At 38.9% G+C, this 25107-nt stretch carries 15 protein-coding genes, 1 pseudogene and 1 other annotated feature; of the genes and pseudogenes, 5 read left to right on the top strand and 11 right to left on the bottom strand.

The features are described 5' to 3' along the window. The first annotated feature begins 75 nt into the window (after positions 1 to 75). From RBQ60_RS11660 to RBQ60_RS11650, 3 genes are all read left to right on the top strand, one after another. Entirely contained in the window at positions 76 to 1269 is a 1194-nt protein-coding gene (locus tag RBQ60_RS11660; protein WP_307883865.1) for a CaiB/BaiF CoA transferase family protein, read from the top strand. Positions 1270 to 1384: 115 nt separating this feature from the next. After that, positions 1385 to 2242, top strand: a complete 858-nt coding sequence (locus RBQ60_RS11655; RefSeq protein ID WP_307883864.1) for a MerR family transcriptional regulator — start codon at positions 1385 to 1387, stop codon at positions 2240 to 2242. A 936-nt stretch (positions 2243 to 3178) separates the two neighbouring features. Next, complete coding sequence (locus tag RBQ60_RS11650) at positions 3179 to 4621, top strand: APC family permease (protein ID WP_307883863.1); 1443 nt, start codon at positions 3179 to 3181, stop codon at positions 4619 to 4621. 200 nt (positions 4622 to 4821) lie between these two features. Here RBQ60_RS11650 and RBQ60_RS11645 read toward each other — a convergent pair whose 3' ends face one another. The 7 genes from RBQ60_RS11645 to ileS all read right to left on the bottom strand — a co-directional run bounded on the left by RBQ60_RS11645 (position 4822) and on the right by ileS (position 16484). Beyond that, positions 4822 to 6069 (bottom strand): DUF2812 domain-containing protein, encoded by a 1248-nt coding sequence (locus RBQ60_RS11645; RefSeq protein WP_307883862.1) that lies wholly within the window; start codon positions 6067 to 6069, stop codon positions 4822 to 4824. Between the two features lie 153 nt (positions 6070 to 6222). Further along, positions 6223 to 6909 (bottom strand): hypothetical protein, encoded by a 687-nt coding sequence (locus RBQ60_RS11640; protein ID WP_307883861.1) that lies wholly within the window; start codon positions 6907 to 6909, stop codon positions 6223 to 6225. A 4-nt stretch (positions 6910 to 6913) separates the two neighbouring features. Next, positions 6914 to 7657: a DUF5058 family protein gene (locus RBQ60_RS11635; RefSeq protein WP_307883860.1), complete on the bottom strand. Its 744-nt coding sequence runs from the start codon at positions 7655 to 7657 to the stop codon at positions 6914 to 6916. A 94-nt stretch (positions 7658 to 7751) separates the two neighbouring features. Continuing rightward, positions 7752 to 9020 (bottom strand): Zn-dependent hydrolase, encoded by a 1269-nt coding sequence (locus tag RBQ60_RS11630; protein ID WP_307883859.1) that lies wholly within the window; start codon positions 9018 to 9020, stop codon positions 7752 to 7754. Between the two features lie 452 nt (positions 9021 to 9472). Further along, complete coding sequence (locus RBQ60_RS11625) at positions 9473 to 10909, bottom strand: sigma-54 interaction domain-containing protein (RefSeq protein WP_307883858.1); 1437 nt, start codon at positions 10907 to 10909, stop codon at positions 9473 to 9475. A gap of 840 nt (positions 10910 to 11749) precedes the next feature. Then, positions 11750 to 13015, bottom strand: a complete 1266-nt coding sequence (locus RBQ60_RS11620; protein ID WP_307883857.1) for a cytochrome c biogenesis protein/redoxin — start codon at positions 13013 to 13015, stop codon at positions 11750 to 11752. Positions 13016 to 13370: 355 nt separating this feature from the next. Continuing rightward, positions 13371 to 16484, bottom strand: a complete 3114-nt coding sequence (gene ileS / locus RBQ60_RS11615; protein WP_307883856.1) for an isoleucine--tRNA ligase — start codon at positions 16482 to 16484, stop codon at positions 13371 to 13373. Positions 16485 to 16692: 208 nt separating this feature from the next. Next, positions 16693 to 16934, bottom strand: a binding site (T-box leader). Positions 16935 to 17400: 466 nt separating this feature from the next. Here ileS and RBQ60_RS11610 point away from each other — a divergent pair. Continuing rightward, entirely contained in the window at positions 17401 to 18855 is a 1455-nt protein-coding gene (locus RBQ60_RS11610; RefSeq protein WP_307883855.1) for a nicotinate phosphoribosyltransferase, read from the top strand. 935 nt (positions 18856 to 19790) lie between these two features. Next, a pseudogene (locus tag RBQ60_RS11605) lies at positions 19791 to 21063 on the top strand (amidohydrolase family protein). Positions 21064 to 21343: 280 nt separating this feature from the next. Here the strand turns inward: RBQ60_RS11605 and RBQ60_RS11600 are convergent. The 4 genes from RBQ60_RS11600 to RBQ60_RS11585 form a co-directional block, all read right to left on the bottom strand. Then, positions 21344 to 21598: a TfoX/Sxy family protein gene (locus RBQ60_RS11600; RefSeq protein WP_307883854.1), complete on the bottom strand. Its 255-nt coding sequence runs from the start codon at positions 21596 to 21598 to the stop codon at positions 21344 to 21346. A 139-nt stretch (positions 21599 to 21737) separates the two neighbouring features. Beyond that, a complete protein-coding gene (locus tag RBQ60_RS11595; protein ID WP_307883853.1) occupies positions 21738 to 22916 on the bottom strand; it encodes a phosphopentomutase in 1179 nt (392 codons plus the stop codon). Positions 22917 to 22933: 17 nt separating this feature from the next. Beyond that, complete coding sequence (locus RBQ60_RS11590) at positions 22934 to 24238, bottom strand: thymidine phosphorylase (RefSeq protein WP_307883852.1); 1305 nt, start codon at positions 24236 to 24238, stop codon at positions 22934 to 22936. Between the two features lie 274 nt (positions 24239 to 24512). After that, positions 24513 to 24941: a C-GCAxxG-C-C family protein gene (locus tag RBQ60_RS11585; protein WP_307883851.1), complete on the bottom strand. Its 429-nt coding sequence runs from the start codon at positions 24939 to 24941 to the stop codon at positions 24513 to 24515. Positions 24942 to 25107: the final 166 nt, after the last annotated feature.

Here is a 25107-nt window from a genome sequence, read left to right as displayed (position 1 = left end):
TCTTTCTTTTTCACCCAAAAGTGACGTTTTTTCTAGATAAAATAAGAATTATGTTAACAGAGAGGATGAAAAACCATGAAAAGACCGTTAGATGGAATACGTGTACTAGACTTAACACAGGCTTACAGTGGGCCTTTTTGTACTATGAACCTCGCTGACCATGGTGCGGAAGTAATCAAAATTGAGCGTCCCGGCTCTGGCGATCAAACACGAGCTTGGGGGCCTATGGAAAATGATTATAGCGGCTATTATGCTTATATTAACCGTAACAAAAAAGGCATTACATTAAACTTGGCTTCCGAAGAAGGGAAGAAGATTTTTACCGAGCTAGTAAAAACAGCTGACGTAGTTTGTGAAAACTATAAAGTGGGCGTATTAGAAAAATTGGGTTTTTCTTATGACGTTTTAAAAGAAATCAACCCTCGTATTATCTACGGTTCGATTAGTGGCTTTGGCCTAACAGGTGATTTGGCTTCTCGTCCTTGTTATGACATTGTTGCTCAGGCCATGAGCGGCATGATGAGTGTAACTGGCTTTGCAGATGGCCCTCCTTGTAAAATTGGACCTTCTGTTGGGGATAGTTATACAGGTGCTTATCTGTGCATGGGCGTTTTGATGGCCCTTTATGAAAGGGAAAAAACTGGCGTTGGACGTCGTGTTGACGTAGCTATGGTGGATACACTCTATTCTACAATGGAAAACTTTGTTGTTGAATATACAATCGCTGGAAAACATCCTCACCGTGCAGGCAACCAAGATCCAAGTATTGCACCTTTTGATTCCTTCCATGGCAAAGATGCAGACTTTGTTATGGGGTGCGGCACAAACAAGATGTTTGCAGCCCTTTGTAGCGCAATGGGTAGAGAAGAGTTAATTGAAGACCCTCGCTTCAAGACAAATCTTGACCGTTGCGACAACTACTTGACAGACCTGAAACCTATCATTGAAGAATGGACGCAAACAAAGACTGTTGCTGAACTGGAAGAAATCATCACCGGATGTTCGATTCCTTTTGGTCCTATTCTTACAATTCCCGAAATTTCCGAGCATTCTTTGATTAAAGAAAGAAATATGCTTTGGGAAGTATATCAGCCAGGAATCAATAGAACAATTCGTATTCCCGGTTCTCCTATTAAGATTCATGGTGAAGAAGATAAAGCTCAGAAAGGTGCCCCCATTCTCGGTGAAGATAATGTTTCTATTTACTCAGAAGTATTAGGTATTTCTGCCGAAGAAGTCAAGGCGCTTGAAGAGAATAATGTCATCTGATTTCCCTAGAAAAGCGAAGATCGAACCATCGTTTTCGGTTGAGTCATCCTTTCCGTTGTGGTATACTGAATGGGATAGCATGTATCATAACCTAAATGCAAGGAGGGACGGCCATATGTCCGACGGGAAAAACTACTATTCGATCGGTAAAGTCTCTACACTTTGTAATGTACCTATTAAAACGCTGCGGTATTATGATAAAATTGGTCTTTTAGTACCAGAGTATAGGAAATGTGATAGCAACTATCGCTACTATACCCAAGATCAGATTTTAACGTTATTCATTATTCGTAAATTAAAGCATTTAGGCATTCCTCTTAAGGAGATAAGCCAAATTGTTTCTCAAAGAAATGCAGCGGCTATGGGTGTTTGCATTAGAGAAAGATTACTTGAGATAAGCAAGATGATAGAATCATTGAATGACCAATATTCAGAAGGGCAACTTTTGCTTGATCGTTTGGAAAAGGGTCATAACATTCTAGAAACTGAGCAGTCTAACTGGTCAACAGAAGGAATTCGTGTCGAAGATATACCCACAGGAAACGTATTGTTTACAAGGCGTGTGAAAAAGAATTATAAAAACAACGACGTTTCCGTGGATCGATGGTTTGAGTTGTTTGAAATGGTGTCGCAACATAAGCTGCGTATGGTAGGGCCTGTTATTTTAACTTACCATAACAATCCTTTAGAGCAGTTTTTTAAAACCGACTGTGATTTGGAGATTTGTATTCAAATTAACGAAACCCGAGATGACCTGCCAGAGTTTAAGCGGTTTGGCGATTTTAAAGCCGTAACTGCTTTACATATCGGGCGAAATGATGAAATTATTCAAACCCATATCAAAGCGATTAAATGGCTGAATCAACAAGGGTATACAGTTGCCGGCCCAATTTCAGAGGAATACATTATCTCTCCTGTGGATATTAATAATGAGGAGAACCATATTACGAAAGTTATTATACCTATAAGCTGATATGCTTGTTCGTTACAAGGGATCATTGTACAACTTGTTTGTACTGTGGTCCCTTTTTTATTGCTTAAATTTCTCCACGAGCCCCTTTGAAGCAAGAGTTTTAGAGCTTTTGATGTTTGGGTTCATCGTAAACATTGGAGTCGAAGGTAGGGCTTTAAACAGACTACGAAAGGAGATTCTGAGTTTTTTATGCCCTTAGGAGGAGAATTTTACTATATGGAGGGAGGGCTAAAAAAACATAGGAGTTTTCCAACTTAGTTGGATTAATGTGCTGTATAACAGAAATATTGATGCCCATACATAAAAAAATATTTTAGGTTCATAAAAGTTTGGGAGATTTATTATTGCAAATCTGCAGGGGTTATTTTTGTAGAAATAAACAAGAAGACTAAAAAAAATTCTTTGTCCGCTGTTATCAGCTAGTTTTGACTTGAATTGCTGTTAGAATCTATATTATTTAGCAGAACTAAATTAAATTTTGCAGAATTCAAAACAGTCCTCTGAGGGGATACTTTAGGTTTTAGAAGTGATTTGAAAAAAGAGGAAGAAAAAAATTTCTTATTGACTATACATTAACTGGATGGACTATATTAGAATTAAATTATAGAATATAACTAAAAAATTAAAGGATAATATGAATAATTTATTAAATATTATTGATACCGTTGATTTAGATGTATATATATGTATACATAATAGTGAAATTCTATAAAAAAAGATCTGAAATGGGGTTTTTTTATACCGAGGGGAGTGGAAGAAACTATCCCTAATTCCCAACACCTTCGCTTCATTCAGGAAACAAAGCCTCGGGAATTTGGCAGGGTTCTCAAGGAGGTGCTCAGTGGAGCAAGTATCCACCAGATCACCACAAAAGCAATTATAAGTTTTGTTATTATTGTGCGTGGTAAGAAATATTAAATCTAGGGAGGTAAGGCTATGTCTGGAAACCAACAACAACAAGAAGGTGCATTTAAGAAGGACTTACGCAAGATTGATATTTGGTCATTGGCTTTGGGTGCAATTATTGGGTGGGGCTGTTTCGTAATGCCAGGAACGTCCTTTTTGCCAAAGGCTGGTCCTATTGGTTCTATCATAGGGATGATGCTGGGTGCAGTGATTATGTGTATTATCTGTGTTAGCTACGGTTACATGATTCGAAAGTTTCCTCTTTCTGGTGGTGAATTCGTTTACGCCGACGCAGCTTTTGGTAAAAAACATGCTTTTATTTGTGGTTGGTTCATTGTTTTGGCGTACTGGTCGCTGATTCCATTGAACTCTACCGCATTGGCTATGATTTCACGTTATATTCTGCCTGGTTCTCCTTTGCAGATTGGTTATTTATACACCATTGCAGGTTGGGACATATACCTTGGTGAAATCGCTTTAGCTTATGCATTTATTATCGGTTTGGGTATTGTAAATATGCGTGGTATCAAGAGTGCTGGCTGGTTCCAAACGCTGGTTGCAGTTTCATTGTTTGCTTCGGTGATGTTTGCTTTGATTGGTGTATTGTTAACAAAACCAGACTTTGGCAACTTGCAGCCTCTTTTCTTGGAAGGACAATCAAAGTTTTCAGGAGTTCTTGCAGTACTTGCTTTTGCCCCATATTGTTTCGTTGGCTTTGACTGTATCCCTCAGGCGGCCGAAGAATATAGTTTCTCTCATAAGGCGGCATTGGGCTTAATGGTTACTGCTATCTTAATTGGCGGTATCATCTACTCCGCAGTTATATTTATCACAGCTGTTGTAGATCCTTGGGGCCCTATGCTAGCTTCTAACCCTGACTGGGCAACTGGTGAAATGGTTATGAAATCCATTGGTTACATTGGTGTAGTTTTTATCGGTATTGCAATGCTTTGTGCGGTAGTCGCTAGTATGAACGGTTTTTATATTGCTTCCAGCCGTCTGCTTTACTCTATGGCTTATGCAGATGCATTGCCTCAGAAATTCGCTCATTTGACACCTCAGGGAACACCTAAGAACGGTATCCTTTTCATGATGGTTCTGGCTTTGATTGCCCCCTGGTTCGGTCGTCAGGTACTGGCTTGGATTGTAGATATGACTTGTGTTGGTGCGGCAATGGGCTTTACATACACATGTGCAGCAGCGGCAAAGATTGCCAGAAGAGATGGGGATAAACTGCAGATGTGGATTAGTGCATTAGGTATTGCTGTCGCTTCTATCTTCTTAATTATTACATTTATTCCTGGTATGCCCGGATTCTTATCGATACCTTCTTTCATTATTTTGGGTATCTGGACAGTGTTGGGTATTATATTCTTCTTGATTATTAAAAGTCGTTATATCTATGGACAATGGAAAGGTATTTCTGTAGAACAGATTTTATACACAAAGATGAAAGATGATGGAAAATTATAATCTTGATTTTCTTAAAATAGGTACCTCATAGTTATTTTCTAATATTCAAAAAGCGCCGCCTCTTTATTGGGTGGCGCTTTTTGCTATGGGGATATTTAGTTTATAAATAGACTGAACGAAGTATTTTAGCTTTTACAGCAAAATGGAATGGATAGAGTTGTTAAGCAATTACATTCCATGCCCTGCAGATTTAAAATTTTTCACAATGAGTAGGAAAGCAGCAATTCTAAAACTTGTTCTTTTGATATGCTAGAAGGAGTGGTGCAGAGATAAACAACATGATCTATCTGACACAAGATGGTGTTTGTTTTTTCTAAGCTATAATATGTAACACCATTAAAGGTGTTTTCTTGGAAATTAGCTTGTTGCTCCTTTTCAGTTTGTATAAGTAAATAGTTAAAGATTGGTTTAGCAAGAGTGCTTGATTTCATCTTTGTAAAATTTGTGAATACAGATAAGTCGTTATGCTCTTCGGCATAGAGGGTATTCACTCCTAAAATGGAGTTATTTTCTTTAATGGCATTTTTTACAGTTGGCACTGGCACAAAATCTTTTAGATGTGCAACAGGAAAAAGATGGCTGCTAGTAAGGAGTTCTTGGGCACGATTCCTTTTATTTGTCAAACTGCTTTCCTGTAAACGCTGTACAGATAAAGGGATTAGGATAAGCAACACTACACCAATCATGCAAATGACAGGAGTTAGGCGTTTATTGCTTTCTTTGGCCGTTTTTGCACGCTTTGACACAACCATTAAAATAATAGACCCAACTCCCACAACAAAAATGGGAAGAAGTAAATAACGCAGCATAAAAGTTTCATGCCTTGCCTGTAACAGAATTCCTAAAATCAAGAAAAAAAATAACATAACATCGTGAATGAGATACCTTTTACATCGTTTATTATTTGTAGACTGCTTTTTTTGAGTTACTAGTAGTATTGCGTTAATAAAATGATATGAAATTAAAAACAATACAAGTCCGCACAGCAGAATATAAAAATCCGTTAAAAGGATACTATATAAGATTGCAGGAGTGGTGAATGACTTGACTAGGAGAATGAGTAAAATAATGGCAAATACAAGAGATCCCTTGTAACAAGTCTTTATGATGGACTCTTTCATATTTTCTTCCAAACTAGGTCGCTCTGGATTTTCATCATCACTGCAGAAAATGTAACAACCTTTGCTTTTACCAACGGCATACCACCCGTTCTCCATATATTCATTTAATCGATATTTAGGAAATTTTTTGAAATTTAGAAGAGAGGAAATCGGGTAGGGATCTACAATGTAGTGCAGGTTGTTATTATCTGCTCTCTCAAATCCAGCCAAGGTTCCTTTGCACCAGCGTAGGCGCCAGCCTTTTTCTAGCATCTCATTTAAATAATGTGCCATTTGGTGATAGTTCTCAGGTCGGAAGGAAAATAATCTAATGCAAGACTGGTTCATAAAATCATCCTTTCTTTAACGCCACGGCATAATATTATTTCTTAATTTTCTATCAAAGTTTACCTTCGGTTTATATGAAAATAAACCTTGATAGAAAAGGTGGGCGGCAGAAATTATTCCGCCACCCAAGTGTTTTTTTGATTTGAGGGAATTTCATTGTTTTTTCTTTTTGGATTGATACAAGTAATACCCAATAAGAAAGCTAAGTAGAATAGCACTAGGGAATTTTGTGATATTGGGAAGGGGAGCCTTTTGCAAGATAACGCAAAGAATTAAGATTAGAGGCACAAACACTTTATTTTTCTTAAAGTATTGCGCAATTACACCACCAAGAATTGCAGGCAATGTATAGTCAAAGGCACTAACAATAAAGGAAGGCAATACATTTAAAATTGCGACACCTGTAACGGCGGCGAAGGTAACGAAGGCTAAGTTCACAAATACAGACATACCAATGGCAATTGTTCCAACTAATTCGCCTTTTTTTGTTCCGGCATCACAACCTGTTGCGGCTTGTGCAGAAAGCATTGCTGGTAAACGAACAGAGGGGATATTACCTGCTAAATAACCAATATAAATACCGGAAAGACCCATTACAGGATAGAACCCTAATGGTTCCACAAAATAAATAATTAAGTAAGATGAAACGATAATTGCCCAACCTTGACCAATAAGACCCCAAGAAGGTTTATAGCCCAAGGCCAACCATAAATATAACGCAGGAAGAAAGGTAAGTAAGGCAGCAATCAATGTGGTTATACGTCCTCTTCGAATCATTTTTACTGTATATTCTTTATAAAATACTTTATCAATATCCGCATTATTCTGAATAGTATACATCTTATCAACCTCCCATTTGAACAACAAACTGTGCAATAAAAATTGCCGCCAACATAGCAAGACCGAGGTTGTACTCTTTCAGTTTCGGGTATTTATCAGAAACTAGTACCAGAATTGTCATGATAATAAAACCTGCGATTGCTGCAACAAATTTGCCTGTACCCCCAACCATTTGGCCAGCAAGGAACATAGCCACACAACCGATCATTACACAAAGACCAACAGCATCAAACATATTCGCATCGTGACGTTCGACTGCCATTTTTACTTTTTCCATCCTGTGTGCGAACAGAAGGTTTACAATAAAAAAGCCCCAGGTATTTAATGTGATAACCCAAACAGCGCAAGAGAATGCGGTGATACCATAATCCGGACTGCCTAAATCAACACCCATTGCAGTGGCAGCGGCAGTTGCGCTTAACATTTCTGTTGTAATGGTTCCAATAATGGAAAGGCGTAACCACGCAAAGGGACCGCCTAAAATACTCATTAATGCAATCATGACTGTAAACATAGATAGGCCTGGGCCAATGGAACAAATGGCACCCGCCCGCATTGCTTCTTTGGTGTCTTGCTTTGTTAGACCTACAATAGGGCCTGCTTTAACTGCGTCTTGTATGAAAACATAAGCTTGAATACAAACCATAATTACGGTGGGAATTACCATTACCCACATCATCGGTGTATTAGCAATATCTAGATAAGCCTTATTTGTTAATGTATCGGCTGTTAATAAAATGGGATTCATAATATGCTCCTTTCAAAAGATAGAGGCTGTTACATATGCCTTATGAAAAGTAATTCTCGGTGGGGTGAGGGGGCACCCACCGAGTGTAAGTTCATTAATCTTCTGCCTTATCTGCTTTCAAAACTGCGTTTAGCATAACGCTTGCACCATTGGTGCACTGTTCTGGAGTAGAGTATTCAACCTCTGTATGAGACAGACCATCTTTAGATACAACAAAAATCATTGTAGTAGGAATCATATAAGATATGTACTGAGCATCGTGACCTGCACCAGAATTAATATCCATATAAGGAATATCGGTTTCTGCTACGGCGTCTCTTACATAGCCGATTAATTCTTCATTAAAGTAAACGGTATCACGGTTCCAACCAAGAACAACTTCACACTTACATCCCTGCCACTGTCTTGTTTCAAGGGTTGCAAGAATTTCACGAACCTGATTTAAGACTTCGGGATTTTCGTGTCTTACGTCGATAGAAAAATCGAAAAAATCTGGGATAACTGTGTTTACACAAGGATGAATTACAACCTCACCCGTTGTGTATACCAAATCCTCATATCCTAGCTTGTCGATTTCATTATGCAAGTAACAAAGAGCCTCAGAAGCTGCATGGAAAGCATCTTTCCTTTTTTTCATAGGGAATGTGCCTGCATGGGCTGCTTGGCCGTAAAATTTAACCCGATATAACATTTGACCCAGTACACATGTAACAACACCTACATCTTTTCCGGCATCTTCCAGAATAGGACCCTGCTCGATATGAAGTTCAAACATAGCTTTGTACTGATTAGGATTGATTCTATTAGCCTTATCGCCTTTATACTTAAATGTGGACAACTTTTCACCAAAAGTTATTTCTGGATCTAAAATAGATCTAGAAGCCATCATTTTACTGAACTCAAAGTTATCTCTAAATCTTTCTGGCATATAGTCATAGCAAACAGTGCCAGAACTCATCATACAAGGAGGGAATTCGGAGCCTTCTTCGTTGGTCCAAATCATTGCAGTTAAGGGGTGCCTGTGAGGAATGTTCTCTTTAACAACAGTTTCTAAAACTTCCATTGCACCCATAACGCCTAAAATGCCATCATAGTTTCCACCATTTTTTACTGAGTCGCAGTGGGAACCCATTACAATTCTTTTTGCATTTGGATCGGAACCGGGAATGGTGGCATACATATTTGCCAAGTCATCTGTTTCGATGGTTGCACCAATTGCAGTCATTCTTCTTACAAATTCATCTCTAGCTTGAATAGATTCAGGAGAAAGGGAGTATCTGGTAATGCCACCATGTCCTGCATCACCGAATTTAGCAAAGGTTTTGATTTTATCTTCCATCCTGTTTACGTCGCAAAGATACATTTAAACAACTCCTTCTTAATTTGCCTCCAACAACACCGTTGAATAGCATAAAATTAGTTATCGCGATACTATAAAATACAGCATATTTCATGCCAAAACTAATTTTTTAGAGAATGAAATTGAAAAATGTATATGATTTACAATAATTTTTGCTTTTTATTGTGGGTTTTTTAAATATTATCTTACTTTTTTCAAAAAAATGAAAGTTTAGAAGATAAATGCTGTTTCTTTTTTAGAATAATTAATTTGATTTTGTGAACTGGAATTTTATATTATGCAAAAATGCATTTTTTTCTACAAGGTTTTGTAAGAAAAGCTCCAAAAAGCCATAGGACTCAAAGGAATTTTGAAAGGATGGTGTTTCTGTTTAAATCTGGCATATTTGCAAGAAAACTGTAAATGAACATGAATTCTTGCAAATATGCATATGATATTGATTTTCAAGATATCACTTAGATACTCGAAATGTGGTAGCGTGATAGTTTTCTAGAGATGGTAGATTGGTCGGTCTTAAGGACTTCTGCCATTTTTGCTCCGCTTTTGTACTTCTTTTGATATTGACTGAGAACCCATTTTTCGTAATCTGCGACCATTTCCTTCAGACATTTTCCGTCATCAATATCTGGATAGAGGGTGTCCATAGGCATGGTATCCCCAGTAATAGGTTTTAGATAACCCGCAGCCATTTGGGCGTCCGCTAATGTGATGATGACACCTGTACTCATAATCACCGTTCTTTCTACAATATTTTGCAGTTCTCGCACGTTGCCAGGATAATTGCAGGATGCCAAATAGTGTAGGGAATCTTTTTGATAGGTTTTCGATGTATTATGTTTTGCGTTGGAGAGATTTAAAAAGTGGTTGATTAACAAAATGATATCTTCTCTTCTCTCTTCAAGGCCAGGCATTTTCAACTCAATTACATTAAGCCGATAATATAAATCCTCTCGGAAAGTTTTTTCTTGTATCATTGCTTTTAAATCTGCGTTTGTGGAAGTGATAAGACGAAAGTCTACTTCAATATCTTTGTTGCCCCCAATATGGCGCAGCTTATGATTCTGTAATACTCGAAGCAGTTTTGATTGTAGAATTAAGGGGAGTTCCCCAATTTCATCTAATAGCAAGGTACCCGTATGGGCATTTTCGATAAGGCCTTTTTTGCCTTTGGGATTCCCCCCTGTAAAAGCTCCTGGCTCATAGCCGAAAAGTTCACTTTCCAAAAGTTGCTCGGGTATGGCGGCGCAGTTGATTTTCACATAGGGTGCTTTGCAACGGTTGCTATGGGTATGAAGAAGGTTTGCTATCATTTCTTTGCCTGCACCGGAGGGGCCCGTGATGAGTACGGAAACATCATGTTCTGCAACCTTTGCAGCGGCTTCTACAACATTTTGCATAATGGTGCTTTGATAAACCAATTCACCAGAGCGATTCAGCTTTTTTCGCAAGAGTTCGTTATTATTCATAAGCTCTTGATTATAACTTTGGGTATCCTGAAGCTGGTTTCGAAGTTTCACCAAGTCAGATACTTCAATCAGATAATTGATCACGTATTTAACGTTGTCTTTATGATCCATAACGGGAATTGCTGTTACCTGAAAAAATCGGTTTTTATGGGATGAAATTTGACTGATATGTGTTGTTTGTTTCGAATGTAAAGAGATTAAGGTGGCGGACTCGGAAATTAAACCGTCATCGGTTATTTCTTGCATCGTTCGGCCTAGGTAAAGTTCGGGAGGATGGCCAGTTATTTTGTAGTGAGTCTTATTTACAAAAAGAACCATGCCCTTCCCATCTGTAATGTTAACACCCATAAAGGGATTTTGCAGCAATTCATCCAAAAGGATGCTGCGTAAATCTTCAGGGAGTTTTTCTAACAAGATATTTTCCACTTAGGACACCTCACTTTCGATTATGCTTAACATAAAAAAATAGTATGCTATTTTGCATAGTAAAATCAATGTGGATTGTTCATAAAAAAATACTTTGTTTAAAAATACAGAAAGTAATGACAAGGGGAACCTGAGTATTCGGTATAAAATACTAGTCGACAGAAAAGAACTTTTTAGGAAGAATGCTAGGCTAAAAATCTTAAAAAAAATGATATTTAAAAAATGAAAGATGGAATTTAAAAAATTGTATAGTTGAACTTGAAAGTGGTAGAGTTATTATAAAGCTTACTGTAATTTTTAAACAAGTAAACGCATTTCTAAATTAGCAATAATTTTTATGTTTATTCGTAGACAAAATAAAATTTGAACAAAATATTTTATTTAAGCATGGTAAATTAAATTTAACATAATTTTTTAAGGAGAAAAAATTGTGCTATTTTTTAGCAAATAGTTGCCTATTCCATAGAAATCAGGGTTACCATAAAGTTGGGGAAGGGGGTGATGTGAAGATATGACATCAGGTTAGATGGGTCAGTAGGCCTAAATATTTTATTTCGGCAGGAATACTTTCTAAATCTTTGACTTTTTTTATGAGGAAAAAATAAAAATTGGGATGTTTCTTCTATTTCAACTTCCCCCTTATACCAGGCATCAGGATGATTGTTGTAGGCTAGAAAAATCCCCAAGCACTGTAAAAAGTGCTTGGGGATTTCTACCATCATAGGGATGCTTAAGAAAATAAACTCTCTACTAATCTTCCTGGATAGTTTTGGGTCTACCTCTTAATTTCTGGAACCTCCCTATGAGTCGACCCTTTTTGGGCCAATTTTCGTTGTATCGTTACTCGGCTGTTGAGGATTCGTTCTGAGTTTGAACTCCATTTTTTGTTTGCTCAATAATGCTCTTCATAGCATCTTTACTAAGAGCACTTGACACATAGCCATAGATTGCACCAGTTTCATCAATCATGAAGGTGGTGGGGAAGGCATTAATGCCATATTGTTGGAAAAGAGAATGGTCTTCATCCATGACTACGGGGAAGGTATAATCATTTTCTTCTAAAAAAGAGATTATAGTATCTTTATTTTTTTCTCTACCAAGGTTAGGCGCCGCCACACCAAGGATTATTACATCTTCCTTGTTCAGCCCATACTCTTCATATATTTCTTGAATATGGGGCATTTCTCCACGGCAAGGTGGACACCAAGTTGCCCAGAAGTTAAGGAAAACTGTTTTCCCTTTATACTCAGATAGGGTGTGGGTATTGCCAAACTGATCTACCAATTGGAAATCAGGGGCAGGGATAACCACAGTTTCTTCTGGAGCTGGTTCTGGAGTTGTTTCGGGGGAAACACTTTCTTCAACTGTGGTTGTGTTACTGCCGGACAGATAGCTGGTAAAACCATTCATAAAACCGGTAAAAGTCATAATACCCATAACAATCAACAAAATAGCACCGATTTTAACGGAATAGCGTACCACGGATTGATGCTGTTTGAAAAAGCCCAATACACTTCGGGTAAAGAATCCTACCGCCAAAAAGGGTAAAATAAAACCAACGGTGTATACGCCAATAAGGGCAAAACCAGTCCCTGAGGATCCTGAAGAGCTTGCCATAAGTAAAACGCTTCCTAAAGCAGGGCCAACACAGGGGGTCCAAGCAAAACTAAAGGTGAAACCTAAAAGTAAAGCGGGCAAGGGACCCATTGTCCATTTATCTAAGCGAAAAGGTAGGCGATGTTCTTTTTCCATTGTTTCGGAGCGGCCAAAAGCGCCAATTTGGTAGAGGCCGAAAAACACCATAATCATACCGCTGATTTTTGCAAACATGATACGGTTGTCGTTAAAAAACTGCCCAAGGGAAGTGAACCCTAAGCCAAGAACGAAGAAAGTAAAACTGATACCAAGAACGAAGAAAATGGTGTTTACCATTACTTGCTTTCTTGGATAAGAAATGCTTCCGTCAGGGGCAACTGTTTTCGCACCGCCAGCCAAATAACTGATATATAGTGGAACCAAGGGCAGTATGCAGGGGGAGAAAAAACTAATTAGTCCTTGGAAGAAAACTGTGAGAATAGGGACACTCATTTCTGCGGAAAAACCCATAATAATGCTCCTTTCATATTTTTATAGTAGGATTTACTATACCTTAAAGGGTATTAATTGTAAAGTGATTTAATCACTATTTATTATTACTGGGATCAAAGGAGCTATACAAAGTATAAGATTTTTGATTAGAAGCCAAAAGAGGTATGAGTAAATTGAATGTATTTATGGTTAAAGAATCACTATTCTCGGAAGAGGAGGAAAGGTTATAAAATGGTAAGAATAATCTAGAGTTATTCCCATATTTGAGTATCTACAAAAAAGAGGTATCCACATGTTTTGTGGATACCTCTAAAGGATTAGAAATATTAAATAGGCTAGTAAGTTTTTTTCTAGCTAAAATCATAATTAATTCTTAAACTCTACTAACGCCTAAGGTTACAGTTTCACCATTGATATTCCATTCCTTAGAAAGTTCGCCGCCTTCACCAGCAACAACTTCTTCTGCCAAAACATCAGCAGAGATTCTATTGTTACTTAAGATTTCGGCAATTTTTGCATTACCGCTATGGAATACACGGATGCGGTCAGTTACATTAAAGTCAGCTTCCTTACGCATTGTCTGCACCTTACTTACGATTTCACGTACGAAACCTTCTTCCACCAATGCAGGTGTTAAGTTTGTGTCCAATACAACGGTAAGGTTATGGTCGCCACTGGAAACGAAGCCATCTTTTTCGGAAGTATCAACCAGAACATCATCCATTTCCAGCACAACTTCTTCGCCTTCAATGGTCAGAGTTACTTTGCCTTCTGCTCGCAGTGTGGTAATGAAGGATGCACCATCAACTTCTTTTAAAGCAGCGCCGATGGCAGGGACCAGTTTGCCGTATTTTTTACCCAATGTTCTCAACTGAGGCTTGAAGGAATAAGCGGTGAATTCTTCTACGTTATCGGTAAAAGTTAAAGCTTTTACGTTCAATTCTTCTGTGATGATATTGCGGTAAAGTTCGGGCAGTTCCTTTTCAGCTTTCACATACATCATTGCCAAAGGCTGACGGTTCTTCATGTTTGCTGCGTTTCTTGCTGCACGGCCTTCTACTACGACTTTTAATACAAAGTCCATGTTTGCTTCCAAATCAGCATCAACCCATTCAGCGTGGTATTCAGGCCAATTGCAAAGGTGAACGCTTTCGGGTGCAGTAGGATCAACTTTTTTCACAAGGTTGCCGTAGATTTCTTCTGTGATGAAAGGTGTAAACGGAGCGGAAAGTTTGCACATGGTTTCCAGTACGGTGTACAGAGTCATGTAAGCATTGATTTTATCCTGTTCCATGCCTTCAGCCCAGAAACGTTCACGGCTTCTTCTTACATACCAGTTGGAAAGGTCATCAACGAAATCTGCCATTGCTCTTGCAGGTTCTGTCAGCTTATAGCCATCCAAGCATTCATCAACGAATTTATTTAACGTTTGCAGCTTAGATAAGATCCACTTATCCATTGGAGGCAATTTATCATGTTCCAGCTTGTAGTTTTTAGGGTTAAATTCATCGATGTTTGCATAAAGCACATAGAATGCATAGGTGTTCCAAAGGGTACCCATGAACTTTCTTTGTAGTTCGCTTACTGCTTCATCATAGTAACGGCTTGGCAACCAAGGTGCACTGTTTGCATAGAAGTACCAACGAACGGCATCGGCACCCTGTTTGTTGAGTGCTTCCCAAGGGTCAACAACGTTGCCTTTATGCTTACTCATCTTCTGACCATTCTTATCCTGTACATGGCCAAGAACGATACAGTTTTTAAATGGTGCACAATCGAAGAGGAGTGTACTTACTGCCAACAGTGTGTAGAACCAACCACGAGTCTGGTCAACAGCTTCACTGATGAAGTCAGCAGGGAAGTTTTCTTCGAAGATTTCCTTATTTTCAAATGGATAGTGCCACTGTGCAAAGGGCATTGCACCACTATCAAACCAGCAGTCGATTACTTCAGATACACGGGTCATCAGCTGGCCACATTCAGGGCAAGTGATGTTTACTGCATCGATGAAAGGCTTATGCAATTCGATGTTTTCAGGGCAGTTTGGAGACATTTCCTTCAATTCAGCGATGCTGCCGATGGTATGTCTATGACCACATTCACATTCCCAGATAGGCAATGGAGTACCCCAGTAACGTTCACGGGACAGACCCCAGTCGATTACGTTTTCCAAGAAGTTACCGAAGCGGCCTTCTTTAATATTATCAGGATACCAGTTGATGGTACGGTTATTTGCAACCAATTTATCTTTTAAAGCAGTCATTTTGATGAACCATGTGCTTCTTGCATAGTAGATGAGAGGTGTATCGCATCTCCAGCAGAAAGGATAGTTATGTTCAAAAGGAACTGCGGCAAACAAGGAACCGTCTTTTTCCATCTGTTCAATTACCTTAGGGTCAGCATCCTTTACAAACATACCTTCAAAGGGGCCTGTTTCCTCGGTCATGAGACCTTCGTTGTCTACATACTGACGGAGAGGAACACCGTATTTCTGGCAAACACGAGCATCGTCTTCACCGAAAGCACCTGCGGAATGAACAACACCAGTACCGTCTGTTAATGTTACGTAAGGATCGCAAGTTACGATAAATGCATTCGGATCGTTTTCAAGGAAGCTGAACAAAGGCTCATAACGCATATGTTCCAATGCCTTACCTTTCATTGTTTCCAAAACTTCATAGTTACCTTCGCCTAACACTGTGTCTAACAGAGCATTTGCTAGAATTGCTGTGTAGTCTTGGTATTTTACTCTAGCGTAGGTTTCTTCTGCGTTTACGGTTAAGGCAACGTTAGAAGGCAGTGTCCAAGGAGTTGTTGTCCAAGCCAAGAAATATTCATTATCTTTGCCTTCTACTTTGAATTTTGCAATAGCAGATGTTTCCTTTACGTCTTTATAACCCTGAGCAACTTCGTGAGAAGAGAGGGCAGTTCCGCAACGAGGGCAATATGGAACAACTTTATGACCTTTATAAAGGAGGCCTTTGTCCCAGATTTGCTTTAATGCCCACCATTCGGACTCGATATATTCGTTATGGTATGTTACATAGGGATGATCCATATCAGCCCAGAAGCCAACACGATCACTCATGGAACGCCATTCTTTTTCGTATGTCCAAACACTTTCTTTACATTTTCCGATGAAGGGTTCTACGCCGTATTTTTCGATTTCAGGTTTGCCATCCAAGCCCAAAACCTTTTCTACTTCCAATTCAACGGGCAGGCCATGGGTATCCCAACCAGCCTTTCTTAAAACTTTGTAACCCTTCATTGTTTTGTAACGGGGTACCAAGTCTTTTACGGCTCTGGTAATGATGTGGCCGATATGGGGCTTACCATTTGCAGTAGGAGGGCCATCGTAAAATGTGAAAACGGGGGCTCCTTCTCTTGCTTTGATACTTTTACCAAAGATGTCGTTATCTTTCCAAAACTGTTCTACTTGAACTTCTCTTTCGACGAAGTTCAAATTGGTGGGCACTTTGTCGTACATATGAATTCCTCCTTAAGTTTCATTTATGAACACATTGTTATCTAACACGATGGTAGTGGTCATTTCTGCTAAGAATGGGCATATACTCTTCAATTCTTGACGAGTTTTGGGAGTACCATTCATTTTTCATATAAAATTGGGAAAAGCAAGTTAAGCGTTTTTATCTAAGTACTTTTCTCCATGAATCAAAAAAGGCCCTTTCATCCAATAACAGGACGAAAGGGCTCGCGGTACCACCTGATTTGATGGCAAATCGCCATCCACTCTTAAGCATCACAATTATGATGCCGACCCTTAACGCGGGCTAACGACAGAGTCTACTAGGCGTATGCCGTTTGGTCTGCCACTCCGGAGTGATTTTCTATACTTTCTATGCTGACGGGATTTCACCAAGCCCCGACTCTCTGCAAACATAATGAAAATATATACTGTCTCCTTCATTGTGTTTTTATCTTTATACGTTAGCATTATACATTGTGCCTAAATAGTTGTAAAGGGTTTTTTGTAGTTTTTTCTCTATTTTTTGCAAGTATGTTGTATACGTTAGCACAGTATACAAATTTTCAGAGTATTTTTTGGAATGATTAAAAGTAATAATTAGATAATTTCAGTATATTCTTTCTCACTGGAAATTCCTCTTATTCTAGTTATTTTTTTTATTTAACTTGAGTTTTATTATCATTTCATATTATGGAGAATCGCCATAAAGAGGAAGAACGGAAAACGGGAAGTGTACTTCAAAAAAAGTTAATATAAGATAATACTATTGGAATATTTGAGCTAAAATTGTCGGAAATGTATAATTTTTACAGAATAAATCATGGAAAAATTTGCTTTATTACTTTTATTTGTGTATAATAAGAATGTTTCGTTAAATGTTCCTGCTGGCAGGAGAAGAATAAAGGAGAAATCAGCTATGAAAGGACGAGAACTGGCTCTGTTAACTGACTTGTATGAATTAACAATGATGCAAGGTTACTTTGCAACAGGTGCCTACAAGAAAAAAGTAGTGTTTGATCTTTATTACAGAAAGAACCCCAGCGGAAATGGTTACGCAATTGCCGCAGGGTTAGAACAGGCCATTGCGTATATCAAAGGATTGCAATTTACAAAAGAGGATATTAATTACTTAATTAGTCTTGATATTTTTACAGAGGAATTTATTAATTATTTGAAAGATTTCAGATTTTCTGGGGATATTTACGCAATTCCAGAGGGAACGGTGGTATTTCCCCATGAGCCCTTACTTAGGGTGACCGCCCCTATTATGGAGGCACAGTTAATAGAAACAGCATTGCTGAATATTATCAATCATCAAAGCTTGATTGCAACGAAGGCGTCTCGTGTTGTATGGGCTGCCCAAGGCGACCCTGTAATGGAGTTTGGATTGCGACGGGCACAAGGGCCTGATGCCGGTACTTTAGGGGCAAGGGCAGCGGTAATTGGTGGTTGTTGCGGAACGAGTAATGTCTTAACAGGCAAGTTGTTTGATGTTCCCGTGAAAGGTACCCATGCCCATAGTTGGGTCATGAGTTTCCACGACGAAATAACAGCATTTAGAGAATATGCAAGATTATTCCCTGAAAATTGCTTATTATTGGTGGATACTTATAATACCTTAGCAAGTGGCGTTCCCAATGCCATTAAGGTATTTCAGGAAATGAAAGCAGCAGGTAAACTTACAGGAAAATATGGCATTCGTTTAGACAGCGGAGATTTGGCATACCTTTCAAAGTGTGCAAAAATCATGTTGGAAGAAGCGGGATTTGGCGATGCAATCATCAGTGCTTCCAGTGATTTGGATGAAAACCTCATTGCCAGCCTAAAATCTCAAGGAGCGAAAATCAACCTTTGGGGTGTTGGTACAAAGCTTATAACCAGCGATGACTGTCCAGCTTTCGGCGGTGTATACAAGCTTGCGGCGGAAGAGGGGGATGATGGAGTATTTATTCCCAAAATTAAACTGTCCAACAATCCAGGTAAGGTAACAAACCCTGGAATTAAGAAGGTCTTCCGAATTTATGATAAAAAGACAAGAAAAATTAAGGCTGATATCATTGCTTTGACGGATGAAACCATTGATGAAAGCCAGTGCTTGAAAATCTGCGATACCAGTGCAAAATGGCGTAATATGCACTTAGCAGCAGGCACATATGTTGTGAAAGAGCTTTTGGTTCCTATTTTTATTGATGGTGAGTTGGTTTATGAATCACCAAAGACCATGGAAATTCAAGAGTTCTGCAACAGTGAGAAGAATTCTCTTTGGGACGAGCATTTGCGGTTAAATAACCCTCATATTGTACCCGTTGACTTATCTGAAAAATTAGCTCATTTGAAGAATCAATTGATTGATGAGATGAGTTCAAAATAAGGACAAAATAAAAAGTAGGAGAGGAAAAATATCATCTCCTACTTTTTTATGTTCCCAGTAGAGTTTTTTTGATCATAAACGAGGTTATGGAAAGCTTCCATTTAGTTATGAGAAAAAGAACAGATAGAATACCATTTACGTTTAATTAAACCAATTGAAAACAATTATTTTGCTTTGGGTAAGTTCTAAGGATGGGATTCTGCTTTATTTTTTCACATTTACTTTAAGCTAGAAAAAGGAACAACAGGGGAAGGCTCACCCTTATGTTTATTAGTATGTTTTTCTATCCAAACCACATCAACCCACTGACAGAGCTTATATCCATTTTTAGAGAAATGGCCAACTTTTTGGAATGCTACGCTTCATGGAAATTTTTTTGGGGGGGGTAAGCAATACAGGCAATCATAGTCGTTACACCTTGCTCTTTTAAAGTTTTTTCCAAAGTGCAATATAGCACAGAGCCGATTCCCAGCGCCAGAAAAACTTTGCTTGACATATATGGTTGTTTCTACAACCCAGTTATAAGCCGTATAAGTTCGAAAGGGTGAGGCATAGGCGTAGCCCACAATTTCATCCTGTAAAGAAGCTACATAGTAGGGAAATGTTATGCTATATATTGGAAATACGGTATGTATAATTTACCAAGGTGGGAACGTTGTATGCAAAGGTAATGGTTGAATTGGTAACGTAGGGGGCATATATGGACAAAAGTTGTTTCGCATCTTCTTTTGTGGCTATGCGAAGGCTTATTTTTTTGTTCATATGTTTCAATTTTTTTGATTGTACACCCATTAGAACAAGTCGTTCTTTTTTCCATATAGACCCCTTTTTGTACTGATTTTGCCATTCTTATGGTATACTGGTAAAGTTGATTTATATGGAGTGTGAATAAATTTGAAGGCTTTCATAAGCAAATTTAAATAAACGAGGTAGTTATGATGATAGATTATATTTTAAAAGGGAATATATGTTACAGCCAGAACTTACAAAAGATCAGATGTGTAGAAAGTGGATATCTGGTTTGTATAGATGGCAAGAGTGCAGGGGTTTTTGAAGAGGTTCCAGAAGTTTACAAGAGCTTGCCCATTCAAGATTATGGAGACAAATTGATAATTCCGGGATTGATTGATATGCATGTCCATGCACCCCAGTATTCTTTCCGCTCCATTGGGATGGATATGGAGTTGTTAGACTGGTTGGAGGTAAGGGCTTTCCCTGAGGAAGGAAAATTTTCTGATGTTGCATATGCCAAGAAGGCTTATAGTATTTTTGTAGATGATCTTGTGAAAAGTACAACCACCAGAGCTTGTATTTTTGCTTCTAGGCACGTAGAAGGTACTTGGGTGCTAATGGATCTCATGGAAAAGAGCGGTTTGGTTTCCTATGTGGGGAAGGTGAATATGGATCGAAATGCACCAGATTATTTACGGGAAGAGAGTGTACAGAAGTCTAGTGAGGATACCATTTGCTGGATTGAGGGAACGGTAGAGGGCTATGAAAATACAAAGCCCATTATAACGCCAAGATTTATACCCTCATGTACAGACCCATTGATGGAGAGGCTAGGAGAAATTCAGAGAAAATATAGCCTTCCTGTACAGTCTCATTTATCAGAGAATCTAAGTGAAATTGAGTGGGTGAAAGAGTTATGCCCCACATCTAAATTTTATGGAGATGCATACCATCAGTTTGGATTATTTGGCGGAGAGGTTCCCACAATCATGGCCCATTGTGTTCATCCGCCAAAGGAAGAAATGGAATTGATGAAGCAGCAGGGGGTTTTTGTGGCTCACTGCCCTCAGTCTAATATCAATGTGCTTTCTGGAATCCCGAATTCGTGAATTTTTAGATGAGGGGATTCAAGTTGGGTTAGGGTGCGATATTGCAGGAGGAACGGTATTGTCAATTTTCCGTGCTATGATAGAGGCAATTCAATTGTCAAAGCTAAGATGGCGCTTGGTTGACCAGACGAAAAAGCCACTGACTGTGGAAGAAGCTTTTTATTTAGGAACCATGGGTGGCGGCGCATTTTTCGGGAAAGTAGGTAGTTTTGAGGAAGGCTATGAGTTGGATGCAGTTGTTTTAGATGATACGACATTACCCCATCCACAGGAAATGACAGTGAGAGAACGGCTGGAGCGTATGATTTACCTCAGTGATGAGCGTCATGTTGTTGGGAAGTTTGTAAGGGGTCAGCAGTTGTTTTAGAGCTATTTTTTGAATTCAAGGGATGGAATAGGTTTTTAATACTGGATGAATTAACTGAAAAGGGAGTTATCGTTTAAGCGATGACTCCCTTTTCTTAGTACATAAAGTAAGCTTTTGTAGTTCTAATATACTTCCTTCTGATTTATAATCTGCGTTATTCAAGGTGGGACTGGTCATTTTTTTGTATTTATAAGAATAAGTCCCTTTCGCTTTTCAATGCGATAACCCATGTGAATCTTTTATAGAATTTGTGTTTTTTATCGTCAGAATAAGCTGTAAATTACTTAAATTGATTATAAAATTCTTTAAGTCCTTCCTTATCTTTTTGGTCAAGGTGATGCCACTGAATGCCTTGAATGGCACCTTCTAAGGCACATAAACGATTATAACAGGCTGAGGGGTCAATAGCCTTGATATTTAACCATGCCTGCTTACTACCAATTTGTTTCAATTGTTCCGGTGTTTCTATGCCCGTTTGTAACAGTTGATCCTCTACTACTTTTCCGATGTTTGGAAGCTTAGATAACCCACTCATATTATCCTCCTAGTAATTTTTTACTTGTGCTATACTATGTACTTATCAGATGCTTGAAGATAAAAAGCGATAAGCACTCTATTTTGTGATTATCGCTTTTCAATACTTCTTTTTGGCGGATAACCGCTTTTTTCAGATATTATTTCAAGATATCACTTAAGAAGCTCTCTGCTTCGAAGTTTGCATCTAAGCCTAGATACTCAGCAATTGTCTGGCCTAAATCAGCAAAGGTTTTGCGAACGCCTAAGTCCACGCCTTCTTTTACCTTCTTGCCATAAACCAACAGAGGGACATATTCTCTGGAGTGGTCTGTGCTAGGAGTTGTGGGGTCACATCCATGATCCGCTGTAATAAAGAGAATATCGTCCTCCTTCATTGCAGCTATAATTTCGGGAAGCTTACCATCAAAATACTCCAAGGCAGATGCGTAGCCCTCAACATCATTACGGTGGCCGTAAATCATATCTGTATCTACCAAGTTGGTAAAAAGAATGCCTTCAAACTCTTCTTTAGTAAAGAAAATTGTTTTATCAATACCGTCGTTATTATTTGTGGTATGATCGGAACGAGTGATGCCTCTATGTTCGAAAATATCTTCGATTTTACCAATGGCAGTGACATTGAGTCCCTTTTCTTTTGCCAAGTCCAAAAGGGTGGTGCCTGTGGGTTCCAAAGAAAAGTCTTTTCTATTTTTGGTTCTTGTATAATTTCCTTTTTCGCCAACGAAAGGACGGGCAATAACACGGGCAACCGCATACTCGCCAGCAAGGATTTCCCTAGCTTTTTGGCACATTTCATACAACTTTTCTACGGGAATTACTTCTTCATGGGCGGCAATTTGGAATACGCTATCGGCGGAGGTGTAAACGATAGGGTAGCCTGTTTTCACATGTTCAGGGCCCAGAACCTGAATGATTTCAGTGCCTGATGCGGCATAATTACCAAGGGTTTTTGTGCCGATTGCCTCCTCAAAAGCATCCATTACTTCCTTAGGGAAACCTGACTCTGTAAAGGTGGGGAAGGGCTTTGCTGTAATAATTCCAGCCATCTCCCAGTGACCTGTGGTGGTATCCTTACCCATAGATTTTTCAGCCATTTTTCCGAATGCACCCTGGGGGGATGGAACTTTACCCAAAAGGTGGATATCTTCCCCCTGAATGTTTCCAAGACCCAATGCACACATATTTTTCAAATCTGTTTGTGGGCGGGCTTTTTTGATATTTACCAGAGTATTGCTCCCAACATCGCCATAGTCTTTTGCATCGGGAAGCTCGCCAATTCCTACACTATCCAAAACAACAATAATTGCTCTTTTCATAAGCATCTTCCTTTCATTTAATCAATAATTTTTAAAATCAGCGCAGGTAAAGGTTGCTTTTCTTCGCCGATTGTCATCGCTTGTTGCAAGTAGTTTGCGGCACTTGTACATTTTTCATCCGAAGAAGCAAAGATTTCGGCTAAGGGTTCCCCAATTTTTACGGAGTCGCCTAAACGCTTTTTCATGATGATGCCAGCGCCAAAGTCTAAGGGTTGTTCTTTAAAGGCTCTGCCTGCCCCAGTTTCTAAGGAAGCACGCCCAATTAAAGCAGTGTCCATTTCGTTTATATAGCCATTTTTTTGGGCAAGAACTGTCTTTGTACATGGAGACAAGGGCAGTAAGGAATAGTCATTAAGAATTTCGGGATTTCCTCCTTGCTGCAACAAAAGCTCCCGAAACATTGCTAGACCCATACCATTTTTAATATGATGTTCCAACAAATATTTTCCTTGTTCCACGGTTTCCACCCGTTCTGCCAAAAGGAGCATATGGGCACCCAAGGTGAGGGACACATCTAAAAGATCGCCACCCACGTTACCCTTTAATACCTCGATTGCTTCAATGACCTCAAGGCTGTTGCCGATATTCATACCCAAAGGTTGGTCCATACCACTGATGACAGCGGTTACCTTTCGTCCAACATGGCGTCCCATGTTAACCATGACAGAGGCAAGGGTTTCGGCGGATTCTAAGTCCTGCATAAATGCTCCACTGCCACATTTCACGTCTAAAACGATGCCGTCAGCACCGGCTGCAATTTTTTTAGACATAATGCTTGCTGCTATCAGTGGGATACTATCTACAGTGCCTGTTACATCCCGTAAGGCATAAAGCTTTTTATCCGCAGGAGTCAAGTTATCCGTTTGACTCATCAAGACGATATTACTTTTCTTAGCGAAAGCGATGGCCTCTTCTTCACTGACATTTACGTTAAAGCCAGGAATTGATTCCAGCTTGTCTATGGTGCCGCCGGAAAAGCCAAGACCACGGCCGCTCATTTTTATAACAGGAACACCTGTTGAGGCAACCAAAGGCGCCAAAATTAAGGTTGTTGTATCTGCAACGCCACCAGTGCTATGTTTATCGGCTTTAAATCCTTCAATTTGAGAAAAATCAAACATACTGCCAGAGCGAGCCATTTCCATGGTGAGGCTAGCCGTTTCTTCTGTATCCATATCCTTTATAAAGGCGGCCATAAGAAATGCTGAAATCTGGTAGTCTGGCAGGCTACCCTCGGTAACTCCTTTTACAAAAAACGCAATTTCCTCATTGGATAGTTTATAACCATCTCTTTTTTTCAAAATTATGTCCACGATATTCATATAAATCCCTCCTTAAATAAGGTTCTTATATCATAAGATGAAGCAAACAACTTTACAATAATACTGATACAAATAAGCTGGAAAAATGAGCAATGGCATGCTATGATTTCCTCCTTATTGTACCATAAATACGGAAAAAGATGATAAAAAAGTTACTTGTTTAACGGAAAATAATTATCCGTTAATATAGTATACCATAAGTTTTTTAAAAAATCATTATAAAGAAAAAGACCGCACTTGGGTATGTTTTGAACAGACCAAAGGCGGTATTATTTTACTTTTGATTAACTTTTGCTTTTTCTTCTAACAAGTAGGACTCCACAATCTCGGCAGCATCCTGCATACATCCAGTACAACTTCTTAAAACAACACCTGTATCCACACCTTTTAAAACTCTGCAGTCCAAACTTTGGTTTTTGTTCACAAAAGCTTGGGTCATAGGTTTCAAGGTGTTGTAGCAAGTGACTTTGCTTCGAGGGTTATCCAAATTCACATCAGATTCCTTTAAGCCCACCAGATACGCCATGGCTGAAACTGCGCCGCATGGGCCCATTATGCCCATACCTCGACCAAAACATTCAACGGCACGAAAAGCTTCTTTTTCATCAACACCGAACAAATCGCAATAGGCACAGGCTACGGCTTGAGAGCAATTATAGCCTTTGTGGTGATTTTCCATGACCTTTTCAATTCTACTTTCCATAAGACACCTCCGAACTTTGTAATAAAATAGGTAATAATACAAGAATATGGTTCAAGTAAGTAAATTTTGAAACCGAACTAAAGGCATACTTTATAATGAAGTATGGTTTTTTTGTGTGAAACAATAAAACTTGCTTATAAACAAATAAAGGATACCCAAGTCATAA

The sequence above is a fragment of the Anaerotignum sp. MB30-C6 genome, from assembly GCF_030908465.1.
Classification (GTDB): Bacteria; Bacillota; Clostridia; order Lachnospirales; family Anaerotignaceae; genus Chakrabartyella.
This window is presented reverse-complemented; position numbering and strand designations above follow the sequence as displayed.

Coding starts and splice junctions, on each gene's coding strand:
- RBQ60_RS11660 (WP_307883865.1), top strand. CDS start 76: ATGAAAAGACCGTTAGATGGAATACGTGTACTAGACTTAACACAGGCT.
- RBQ60_RS11655 (WP_307883864.1), top strand. CDS start 1,385: ATGTCCGACGGGAAAAACTACTATTCGATCGGTAAAGTCTCTACACTT.
- RBQ60_RS11650 (WP_307883863.1), top strand. CDS start 3,179: ATGTCTGGAAACCAACAACAACAAGAAGGTGCATTTAAGAAGGACTTA.
- RBQ60_RS11645 (WP_307883862.1), bottom strand. CDS start 6,069: ATGAACCAGTCTTGCATTAGATTATTTTCCTTCCGACCTGAGAACTAT.
- RBQ60_RS11640 (WP_307883861.1), bottom strand. CDS start 6,909: ATGTATACTATTCAGAATAATGCGGATATTGATAAAGTATTTTATAAA.
- RBQ60_RS11635 (WP_307883860.1), bottom strand. CDS start 7,657: ATGAATCCCATTTTATTAACAGCCGATACATTAACAAATAAGGCTTAT.
- RBQ60_RS11630 (WP_307883859.1), bottom strand. CDS start 9,020: ATGTATCTTTGCGACGTAAACAGGATGGAAGATAAAATCAAAACCTTT.
- RBQ60_RS11620 (WP_307883857.1), bottom strand. CDS start 13,015: ATGGGTTTTTCCGCAGAAATGAGTGTCCCTATTCTCACAGTTTTCTTC.
- ileS (WP_307883856.1), bottom strand. CDS start 16,484: ATGTACGACAAAGTGCCCACCAATTTGAACTTCGTCGAAAGAGAAGTT.
- RBQ60_RS11610 (WP_307883855.1), top strand. CDS start 17,401: ATGAAAGGACGAGAACTGGCTCTGTTAACTGACTTGTATGAATTAACA.
- RBQ60_RS11600 (WP_307883854.1), bottom strand. CDS start 21,598: ATGAGTGGGTTATCTAAGCTTCCAAACATCGGAAAAGTAGTAGAGGAT.
- RBQ60_RS11595 (WP_307883853.1), bottom strand. CDS start 22,916: ATGAAAAGAGCAATTATTGTTGTTTTGGATAGTGTAGGAATTGGCGAG.
- RBQ60_RS11590 (WP_307883852.1), bottom strand. CDS start 24,238: ATGAATATCGTGGACATAATTTTGAAAAAAAGAGATGGTTATAAACTA.
- RBQ60_RS11585 (WP_307883851.1), bottom strand. CDS start 24,941: ATGGAAAGTAGAATTGAAAAGGTCATGGAAAATCACCACAAAGGCTAT.